Origin of the sequence: Mesorhizobium sp. M7A.F.Ca.US.002.01.1.1, from assembly GCF_004022955.1 — a bacterium.
Classification (GTDB): domain Bacteria; phylum Pseudomonadota; class Alphaproteobacteria; order Rhizobiales; family Rhizobiaceae; genus Mesorhizobium; species Mesorhizobium ciceri.
In genome coordinates, this window is the sequence record NZ_RZQE01000214.1 from 1 (window position 1) to 9,621 (window position 9,621).

The window sequence follows — 9,621 nt, forward strand, 5'->3', positions numbered from 1 at the left end:
GGGGATCGGTGTCGGCCAACCGTTTGTATTCCTCGAGCTTCGATTTGACGGTCTCGAGTTCGGCCGTCTTGTCGCTGAGCGTCGATGCCACCTGCCGGCCGTGATCGATCGTCGAATTGGTGGCAACCGCCATGGCGTTGGCGATCTTGTGCAAAAGATCCTGGGAGAGAAGGCTGCGGCCGTTGAGGCCGCTCGATGTCTCATCGAGGATCCTGCCGTATTTCTCGATATGGCTGCGCTCGCTCCGCAGCAGTGAAGCAACCTCCTCGAGCTCCCTGGCAATGACGTCTCGGGCATGCTCGACGATGCCAGGACCATGGTTGTGGGCAAAGAAAGTGCGCCCGATCTGATCCAGTTCATCCTGTGTCGGCCGGCTGCTCAGCGAAACGACGGCCAGGCTGAGTTCGCGATTGGTGCCGCTCAGGGCCTCATAGAAGATCTCGTAATTGCGCGGCAGGCCGAGCACGCCCAACTGGCGCATTGTCGCGACAACAGTGGCTGCGATGTCGGTGCGTTCGGTCGGGACAGCTGCCGGCTGCATTCTGGTTCTTCCCCCGGATGATCCGCGGAATTCGCGGATCCCCTTTTGTCGCCGAACCCTGGGGAATGCGACCGACGCTTCGGAACAACTTGCGAAGGGATGCGTCCCCACCCACGGCCTTCACTTGCAGGGTGACCATAAATGCGCTGTCGCTAAAGTTCTCTTAACTGGCGAAGGTTCCGCGGGTTTTCTCTGTCTGCGGGCTGTAAAAGCTCTGGTTCGCGCGTCCAACAGTTGGAAACAACGCCGGTGCAGCGGCCCGAATTCGCGATTCGCGCATCGCACGCTTCAAAATGAAACCGAATTTCGGATTCTCCACGCCAGTACATGTCGCATTTGCTTGCGTGCGTGCGCCGCAAAGCTGGAATCCTGAAGGCGATGCCAGGCACTTTTCTTTCAAGGAGGATCGACGTGAGTGGTGGTCACCAGGGATCGTGTCTGTGTGGAGCCGTCCGCTTCAGAACGAACGGAGCGTTGCGTGGCGTCGTCTATTGTCATTGCTCGCAATGCCGCAAGCAGAGCGGACATTTCTATGCCGCGACCAATGTTGCCAATGTCGACATCGTGATCGAAGGCGTGGAAAGTATCACCTGGTACGAAGCCTCTACCTTCGCCAGGCGTGGGTTCTGCAAGGCATGCGGGTCGGTGCTGTTCTGGAAGCCGCGAGACCAGGACTACGTTTCAGTCATGGCGGGATCGTTCGACAAGCCGACAGGTCTTGAGGGGGAATGCCATATCTTCGTCGGTGACAAGGGCGACTATTATTCGATCGACGACGGGCTGCCGCAGTTTGAAAAGTCGACATCGTCCATACCGGTTGCTGAATGAATCTTGGACAAGTCACCTTATTCCATTGATCTGGCCAGCCATTGCATTATCCCGTGCCGGTGATTCGCAAAGGGGTTTGGCATGCAGCGGCTGATCGACGCTTATTTCAATTCGGTGCGGGCGTTTCGCAAGCTGGCCGCCAGCGAGAAGGCTTTCCAGCAGGAGCTGATGCTGCTGGCGCTGGCACTGCCGCTCGGCTGGTTCGTTTCGATCTCGTGGCGCGGTTATGCCTTGCTGATCGGCGCGGTGCTGCTCTTGATCATGGTCGAGGTGCTTAACACCGGCATCGAGGCGGCATGCGACGCTTTCAGCCGCGAGTTCAATGTCGACATCCAGTTGGCCAAGGATTGCGGTTCGCTGGCGGTGCTGATTTCGGTGCTCATCGTCGCCGGTGTCTGGGGCATCGCCATTATCGAGCGGATCACTGGGCTACCGATCTAGCCTTTCGATGCCTATATGCCAGTCACCAAAGGAGACTGTCATGGCCGGGGCCGTCAATTTTCTGCTTCTCGAACGCGTGGGCCTGCCAGACGATCTGCGCTGGCTCGTCGAAAAATACCCGCGTGAAAACTGGCAGGACCATGCCAACGTCCACGGCATCGCCAATATGTGGCTGCAGCGGCACGACATGTTCCGCGAACTCGGCGGCATGCTGGCCAACGGCATTGACGACTTCCGTGAGGGACGGCTGACGGCGCCTGATTTCGCGCGCTGGTTCGCGCCGCGCCTCAATCATTTTCTTGGGCATCTCGACGGTCACCACAATGTCGAGGATTATCAATATTTCCCGGTATTCGCCAAGGCCGAGCCCCGTTTGAAGCGCGGCTTCGAGATTCTCGATGCCGACCACCACACCATCCATGAAGGGCTGGAGCGCAATGCCGAGGCGGCCAATGCCTTCATCAAGACGCTGCAGGAGAGCGAAGACAGACAGCGCTTTGCAGCCGACGCCTATGCCGACGAAAACAGCCGGCTGATCGCCATGCTGACAAGACATCTTGCCGACGAGGAAGACCTGATCGTCCCGCTCATCCTCGATCGGGGGGATCGGGCGCTCGGGGTGGATTGACGATCAGCCTTCCCTGGCGCGTTCCCTCCTGGCGATGTGACGGGCGACGAGCCATGCCAGAACGGCCACGGTCAGGCCGATGCCAAGACCGATCAGCAACCGTTCGTGATGCATCAGCGCCTGGCCGATGAAGTGCTCTGCGCCAAGTCCAAAGACATAACCGATCGTACCGAACAGCACCGCCCAGACCGCCGATGAAAGCGCGTTGAGGATGACGAAGCGCGGCGCTGTGATATTGGAGAGCCCGGCTGCAATGCCGCCGACGAGACGCATGCCGTAGATATAGCGGTTCGACAGCACGAAAATGTCGGGATGGGTGTTGAGCAGGCGAAAGGCGCGGCGAAAGCCGGGCCGCTTGCGCAATCTGACGACATAGGGATGGTCGGCAAAGCTTCGTCCGAGGATGAAGAAGAAAGTGTCGCCGACAAAGGCGCCGAGGCCGGCCGCAAGGACGGCGTGCCACAGCACGAAGACCTGCTGGTGGGCGAAGAAGCCGCCGAGAATGGCAGCACTTTCGCCCTCCGCGACGCAACCGACAAAGACCGCGAGCAGCCCGTATTGTTCGATGAAATGGTGGATCGCGTCGATCATGAAGCCGACTGCTGCGAAGACAGCCTTTCGTCGATCCGCTTGATCATCTCGGTCAGTTGCACGATCTCGTCGCGCATGCCGAGAATCTGGCCGTGGCGCAGTTCATCCAGCTTTTCATGCAGCGCCATGATCTCGATCTCGGCTTTCAGGTTGACCTCGTAATCGTGGGCGGCGTCGATGCGGTCGCGTTCGGTCTGGCGGTTCTGCGCCATCATGATCACCGGCGCCTGCAAGGCGGCTACCATCGACAAAACGAGATTGAGGAAGATGAACGGGTAGGGATCGAAGGCGTCACGCGACAGGAGCCAGACATTGCCCGCCGTCCATAGGACCAGAAAGGCGATGAAGGTCAGGATGAAGGACCATGACCCGCCGATGCGGGCGATCGTATCGGCAAGCCGGTCGCCGAAGGTCTGGTGGAAGGCAACGGCCTTGTTGGTGTCGCGCGAGATGGTGGTGCGTTCGAGCGTCGATTGCAGCACCCGGCTTTCGAGCTGGCTGAGGCCGTCCGGCCGCCGCTTGAGCCAGCGGTTCGCCAGATCGTCGATCGTCTTGTTCATGGCCATCTCCAGGGTCTTAGGCTTGCCGTAAGAGGTAGAGGCTGCCGGCTCGCACGGGAAGTGTTAGATTGATTCCAGTTGCCGAGGGACCAATGGCCGATTTCAAGAAAATTCGCGCTCGCGCCGCAAAACGTAAGGGCGGCGAAGAGGAACTGACGTCGCTGCTTGGTCCGGCGCCTGACAATGCCGCCGTGGCTGACATCCCCGATGACCGCATTCTCTCCATTATGGCTGAGCGCGTCTTCGCCGCCGGTTTCGTCTGGCGCGTCATCGAGCAGAAATGGCCTGGCTTCGAGGAGGCGTTTCTGCGCTTTGAGCCGAAGCGGCTGTTGTTCCAGCCCGATGATTTCTGGCACGATCTGACGGCCGACCAGCGCATCGTACGCAACCCGCAGAAGATCAGATCCGTTCGCGACAATGCTGCCTTTGTCGAGCGTGTGTCGAAGGAATATGGCGGTTTTGGCAAATTTCTTGCGGAATGGCCCGATGATGACCAGGTCGGGCTGATGGCCTGGCTCGGCAAGCATGGCAGCCGGCTGGGCGGCAACACGGGCCAGTATTTCCTGCGCTGGCTGGGTTGGGATGCGTTCGTCATCTCGGGCGATATGGCCGCGGCGTTGCGCGACGCCGGCCTCGACATCGCCGAAAGCCCGACTTCGAAGAAGGATTTGGACAAGATCCAGAGGCAAATCAATCAATGGGCAGCGGAGACGCATCTGCCGCGCCGCCATATTTCACGCGTCCTGGCGATGTCGATCGGCGAGAACCATTCGCCGCAAGCGCTGCGCGAATATATGGGCGACGACTGAAACGTGGTCGCTTGCCACGATCGGCATTCGTCGATCGGTCAACACGATCGAATCGATCGGTCCGGACACGAATGACATTCGTCATTTGCTCCGAATTGGTCCAAACGAACGCCATTGCCCGGGCAATTTTGCCGCGCTAAGTCAGCAGGCATGACCAAGAAGCTCGACATCCTGCGCATCGCCGTCGCCCAGCTCAATCCGACTGTCGGCGACATATCAGGCAATCTCGCCAAAGCCCGCGAGGCGAGGGCGGATGCCGCACGTCAGGGCGCCGATCTCGTGCTCTATACCGAGCTTTTCCTCGCCGGCTACCCGCCGGAGGATCTGGTGCTGAAGCCGGCCTTTTTGAAAGCCTGCGAAAAGGCGGCACAGGACTTTGCCGCCGACACCGCGGATGGCGGTCCCGGCGTCATCATCGGCACGCCGTTGAAGCGCAAGAGCGGCACGCACAATTCGATCATCTTCGCCGACGGCGGCAAGATCATCGCCGAACGCTACAAGCTCGATCTGCCGAACTACGGCGAGTTCGACGAGAAGCGCGTCTTCCAGGCCGGACCCGAGATCCAGGGGCCGGTCAATTTCCGCGGCGTGCGCATCGGAATTCCGATCTGCGAGGACATCTGGGGCGATGTCGATATCTGCGAGACGCTGGCCGAAAGCGGGGCAGAAATCCTGCTGGTGCCGAACGGCTCGCCCTATTATCGCGCCAAGATCGATGTCCGCCACCAGGTCGTCATCCGCCAGGTCATCGAATGTGGGCTGCCGATGATCTATGCCAACCAGCTTGGCGGCCAGGACGAGCTGATCTTCGACGGCGCTTCGTTTGCCATTGGCGCCGACAAGACACTTGCCTTCCAGATGAGCCAGTTCGAGGAAGCGGTCGACGTCACCACCTGGAAGAGACAAGGCGATCACTGGGTCTGCTCGGAAGGGCCGATGTCGAAAATCCCGGACCGGGAGGAGGCTGACTATCGCGCCTGCATGCTGGGCCTGCGCGACTACGTCAACAAGAACGGCTTCAAGAACGTCGTGCTTGGTCTGTCCGGCGGCATCGATTCGGCGATCTGCGCGGCGCTGGCCGTCGATGCGCTCGGCGAGGAACGGCTGCGCGCGGTGATGATGCCCTACCGCTATACCTCGAAGGATTCGCTCAAAGATGCCGAGGATTGCGCCCGCGCTCTCGGCTGCCGCTATGACATCGTGCCCATCTTCGAGCCGGTCGAGGGCTTCCTGCACGCACTGACGCAGATGTTCGAAGGCACCAAGGAAGGTATCACCGAGGAGAATTTGCAGAGCCGCGCACGCGGCACCATCCTGATGGCGATCTCCAACAAGTTCGGCTCGATGGTCGTCACCACCGGCAACAAGAGCGAGATGTCGGTCGGTTATGCCACGCTCTATGGCGACATGAATGGCGGCTTCAATCCGATCAAGGACCTCTACAAGATGCAGGTCTACGCGCTGTCGCGCTGGCGCAACAGCCACGTGCCGCCGGGTGCGCTGGGCCCCTCGGGCGAGGTGATCCCGAAAAACATCATCGACAAGGCACCGTCGGCGGAATTGCGCGAGAACCAGACCGATCAGGATTCGCTGCCGCCCTATCCGGTGCTGGACGATATCCTCGAATGCCTGGTCGAGAATGAGATGGGTGTCGACGACATCGTCGCGCGCGGCCATGACCGGGCGACGGTGACGCGCATCGAGCACCTGCTCTACATCGCAGAATACAAGCGACGGCAGGCGGCGCCGGGCGTGAAGATCACGAAAAAGAATTTTGGCCGCGACCGCCGCTACCCCATCACCAATCGTTTCAGGGATCGCAGCTAGGTACCGAAAGCGCACGCGGCGCGGCCGGAGACAACCATGCCCGATTGTGAGATCAGCTTCGACATGTCACGGATCGATTTCCGTGCGACATCGGACCTGTTAATGGCAAGCTATTGGGGCGCCGGACGCACTGACGAAGTCCATCGCCGCGCCTTTGCCAATTCGCTTTGCGTCGGCGCCTATGTCGATGGCAGGCAAGTCGGCTTCGGCCGGGCGATCACCGACCGCACCGTATTCGCCTATCTCGCCGATCTCATCATCTGGCCGGAGAATCGCGGGCAAGGCATAGGAAGCCGGCTCGTCCAGGCCTTGATCGACCATCCGGAGGTCAGGACCGTTTTCCATTGGAGCCTGTCGACCAGCGATGCCCATGGCATGTATGAAAAGCTCGGGTTCAAGCCATCGACCGATGGCCGCTACATGCGCTTGGATCGCGTTCCTGAATGAGGCGCGGCTTGCCCGCCATTGTTGCAAAATAATCGCAGTGGTTGGACCAGATACGCTTTTGGCGTCAGCCCGTCTTGGCGGTGCATCGGAGCGTCTCTATAAGAACCGCTCCGCAATTGTCTTGCGGGAGGTCCGAATGGCAGTATTTCACATGGCAATGCGAGGCCGCGAAGCCTAGGTCTCATCCGGCGCTCCGCGAAGGTTTGCCCTTCGTGCCGATGCCGGATCGAGCACAGGCTTATGCCGATGCCGATCGCCGCCCGGTTATGGGCGATACGCCAAATATGCCACTCCGCTTCCGGGCAATCATTGGCCCTTGCGCGGCTTCTTCAATTTTCGACCTACTGGGATCGGGCTCGTTTGTGCCCGAATGACATCATGGCTCGTTTCAAGATCGATTTGCGCGCGAGCGCCTTTCGCAGCGTTCTTGGCTTCACGCTTACCCATTGGCGGCGCCAGCCGTGGCGGCTCTCGCTCATCATGGCCAGCTTCCTGCTGTCGACGCTGGCCGATGTGCTGACGCCGCTCTATTCCGGCCGGCTGGTCGACGCCGTCGCCAGCAGCGCCGGCGCCGACGCGATTGCCTGGAATGCCGCGCTGACGGCGTTCTCGATGTTGATGGCGCTGGCGCTGGCCGGCGTCGTGTTGCGCAACCTGGCGTTCATGGGCATCGTCGAGCTGACCTTGAAGATGATGGCCGACATCGCCGCCGATGCTTTCCATCGCGTTCAGCGCTTTTCCACCGACTGGCATGCCAACAGCTTTGCTGGCTCGACCGTGCGCAAGGTGACGCGCGGCATGTGGGCGCTCGACCTGCTCAACGACACCATCCTCATCGCACTGCTGCCGTCGATCGTCATGCTGGTCGGGTCGACGTTGCTGCTCGGCTGGTTCTGGCCGTTGATGGGTGCGGTCGTTGCTGCCGGTTCGGTGCTGTTCATCACGGTGACGGCGCTGCTGTCACTTGGCTATGTCGCGCCGGCGGCAAGGCTCGCCAACACCTGGGATACCCGCCTCGGCGGCTCGCTGGCCGACGCGGTCAGCTGCAACGCCGTGGTCAAGGGCTTTGGCGCCGAGGAGCGCGAAGAACGCCGCCTGGCCAAGGTCGTCGCCAAATGGCGTGCGCGTACACGGCGCACCTGGGTGCGCGGCACCATCAACGGCACCACGCAAGGAGTGCTGCTGCTGGTCATGCGCGCTGCGGTGATCGGCCTGGCGCTGATGCTGTGGTCCTGGGGGCAGGCGAGCGCCGGCGACGTTGCGTTCGTGCTGACCTCGCTCTTTGTGCTGCAGGGCTATCTCAGGGACATCGGCACGCATATCCGCAACCTGCAGCGCTCCATCAACGATATGGAAGAGCTGGTCGATTTCCAGTCCGAACCGCTCGGCATCGAGGACCGGCCAGGTGCCAAGCCGATCCGGATCACCGAAGGACGGATCAGCTTCGACAACGTCACCTTTCACTATGGCCATCACCGATCCGCGCTTTACCGCGACTTTTCGGTCGATATCGCGCCGGGTGAGCGCGTCGGGCTGGTCGGCCATTCGGGGTCGGGCAAGACGACCTTCGTCAAGCTTATCCAGCGGCTCTATGACGTGAACGCGGGGAAAATCCTGGTCGACGGTCAGGACATCTCGCAGGTGGCGCAAGCCTCGCTGCGCGGGCAGATCGCCATCGTTCAGCAGGAACCGATCCTGTTCCACCGGTCCCTGGCCGAAAACATCGCCTATGCCAGGCCGAGTGCGTCGCAGGAGGAGATCGAGCATGCCGCGAAGCTGGCGAGTGCGCATGACTTCATCACCAACCTGCCAATGGGCTACGGTACACTGGTCGGCGAACGCGGCGTGAAACTGTCGGGTGGCGAGCGTCAGCGCGTGGCGATCGCACGCGCCTTCCTTGCCGATGCGCGCATCCTGATCCTCGACGAGGCGACATCGAGCCTCGATTCGGAATCGGAGGTGCTGATCCAGCAGGCGATGGAGCGGCTGATGGTCGGCCGCACCACGCTGGTCATCGCGCACCGGCTTTCGACAGTGCGGGCGCTCGACAGGCTGCTGGTCTTCGATCGCGGCAACATCGTCGAGGAAGGCTCGCATGACGAACTGATCCGGCTGAAAGGCGGCATCTACCGCCGTCTGTTCGAACGCCAGGCGCTCGAACTGACCAAGGGACTTGTCAGCTGACCTGAGGCGGCCTCCAGCTTCGGCCGGAGGCCGCCTCTGTCAGGCACGGTCAGCCCAGCGGGCTGGAGCAGGAGATGCGATCGCAGGGAGGCAGTCGACCCGTCGATCAGCGCCGTGATGCTGGCCGACTTGATTTGCCTGTGAAGTCCTGTCCGGATAGTAAGTCTTGGGACCTCTGTTCATCATATTGACCGAGATACGTTGTTTCTACCATTGGTTGATATATATCCGATGGAGGCAACCCACGGACGTTCTTCACGATGCATCTTTCTGCGAATGCCGAGGAAAAGTTGGCTGCGCCGTCAGTGCTGGAATCTCAGCATGGCTCGGTTCGGCCGCTTGCTGCCGAAGATCTCGAGCGCGTCGCCGCACTCTTCCTGACGAAGTTTCGCCGGCGGCGCCGTCACCTCCTCGATCGCGCTATCGCCGAAACGGCCGCGTATATGAGGGAGATTTATCTCGACCCTGCCGGCCACTCCGGTGAAAGCAACGCTCTTGTCCAGATCAACCGGCAGGGCCGCCTGGGTGGGTTCCTCGGCGTTTTGAAAGCCCGCTACGAGCTCAATGGTGCGCCATTGAATGCGGCGATCATCGGGCCGCTCATGGCCGACCCCGGCACCGATGACGGCTCGGCCGGACCGCAATTGCTGCGGGCATTGCATCAAGGCGAATTCGATCTGCAGCTGACCGATTCGGCCAACCGGACATCCTTGGCCTTCGCGCGCCCGATGAAGTATCAACTCCTGCCGGTGCATTGTCTGGGAT

General features: G+C 61.0%; 9 protein-coding genes and 2 pseudogenes. 8 read left to right on the forward strand and 3 right to left on the reverse strand.

Translation table 11 applies throughout. From position 1 onward, the window contains the following. Window positions 1-541: pseudogene (locus EN932_RS20200) on the reverse strand (GGDEF domain-containing protein); the annotation flags it as partial. Window positions 542-952: 411 nt separating this feature from the next. Between EN932_RS20200 and EN932_RS20205 the strand changes: the two are divergent. From EN932_RS20205 to EN932_RS20215, 3 genes are all read left to right on the forward strand, one after another. Continuing rightward, window positions 953-1,369 carry a GFA family protein gene (locus EN932_RS20205; RefSeq protein WP_127369360.1) on the forward strand — a complete coding sequence of 139 codons (417 nt, stop codon included), beginning with the start codon at window positions 953-955 and terminating at the stop codon, window positions 1,367-1,369. Between the two features lie 81 nt (window positions 1,370-1,450). Next, entirely contained in the window at window positions 1,451-1,810 is a 360-nt protein-coding gene (locus EN932_RS20210) for a diacylglycerol kinase (RefSeq protein WP_024503562.1), read from the forward strand. 40 nt (window positions 1,811-1,850) lie between these two features. Further along, window positions 1,851-2,438 carry a hemerythrin domain-containing protein gene (locus EN932_RS20215; protein WP_027161483.1) on the forward strand — a complete coding sequence of 196 codons (588 nt, stop codon included), beginning with the start codon at window positions 1,851-1,853 and terminating at the stop codon, window positions 2,436-2,438. Window positions 2,439-2,441: 3 nt separating this feature from the next. Here the strand turns inward: EN932_RS20215 and EN932_RS20220 are convergent, their stop codons facing one another. Together EN932_RS20220 and EN932_RS20225 are read right to left on the reverse strand one after the other, a co-directional pair. Beyond that, on the reverse strand, window positions 2,442-3,029 hold the full coding sequence (locus EN932_RS20220; protein WP_127369361.1) for a DedA family protein: 588 nt from the start codon (window positions 3,027-3,029) through the stop codon (window positions 2,442-2,444). Continuing rightward, on the reverse strand, window positions 3,026-3,589 hold the full coding sequence (locus EN932_RS20225) for a DUF1003 domain-containing protein (protein WP_024503559.1): 564 nt from the start codon (window positions 3,587-3,589) through the stop codon (window positions 3,026-3,028). Before EN932_RS20225 ends, EN932_RS20220 begins: the two co-directional genes overlap by 4 nt. Window positions 3,590-3,681: 92 nt before the next feature. Between EN932_RS20225 and EN932_RS20230 the strand changes: the two genes are divergently transcribed. From EN932_RS20230 to EN932_RS20250, 5 genes and pseudogenes are all read left to right on the forward strand, one after another. Beyond that, entirely contained in the window at window positions 3,682-4,398 is a 717-nt protein-coding gene (locus tag EN932_RS20230) for a DNA-3-methyladenine glycosylase I (protein WP_127385433.1), read from the forward strand. A gap of 150 nt (window positions 4,399-4,548) precedes the next feature. After that, entirely contained in the window at window positions 4,549-6,225 is a 1,677-nt protein-coding gene (locus tag EN932_RS20235) for an NAD+ synthase (RefSeq protein WP_013531895.1), read from the forward strand. Window positions 6,226-6,261: 36 nt separating this feature from the next. Further along, a complete protein-coding gene (locus tag EN932_RS20240; RefSeq protein WP_027161485.1) occupies window positions 6,262-6,672 on the forward strand; it encodes a GNAT family N-acetyltransferase in 411 nt (136 codons plus the stop codon). 378 nt (window positions 6,673-7,050) lie between these two features. After that, window positions 7,051-8,856, forward strand: a complete 1,806-nt coding sequence (locus EN932_RS20245) for an ABC transporter ATP-binding protein (protein WP_128369008.1) — start codon at window positions 7,051-7,053, stop codon at window positions 8,854-8,856. Between the two features lie 260 nt (window positions 8,857-9,116). Continuing rightward, window positions 9,117-9,621: pseudogene (locus EN932_RS20250) on the forward strand (hypothetical protein); the annotation flags it as partial.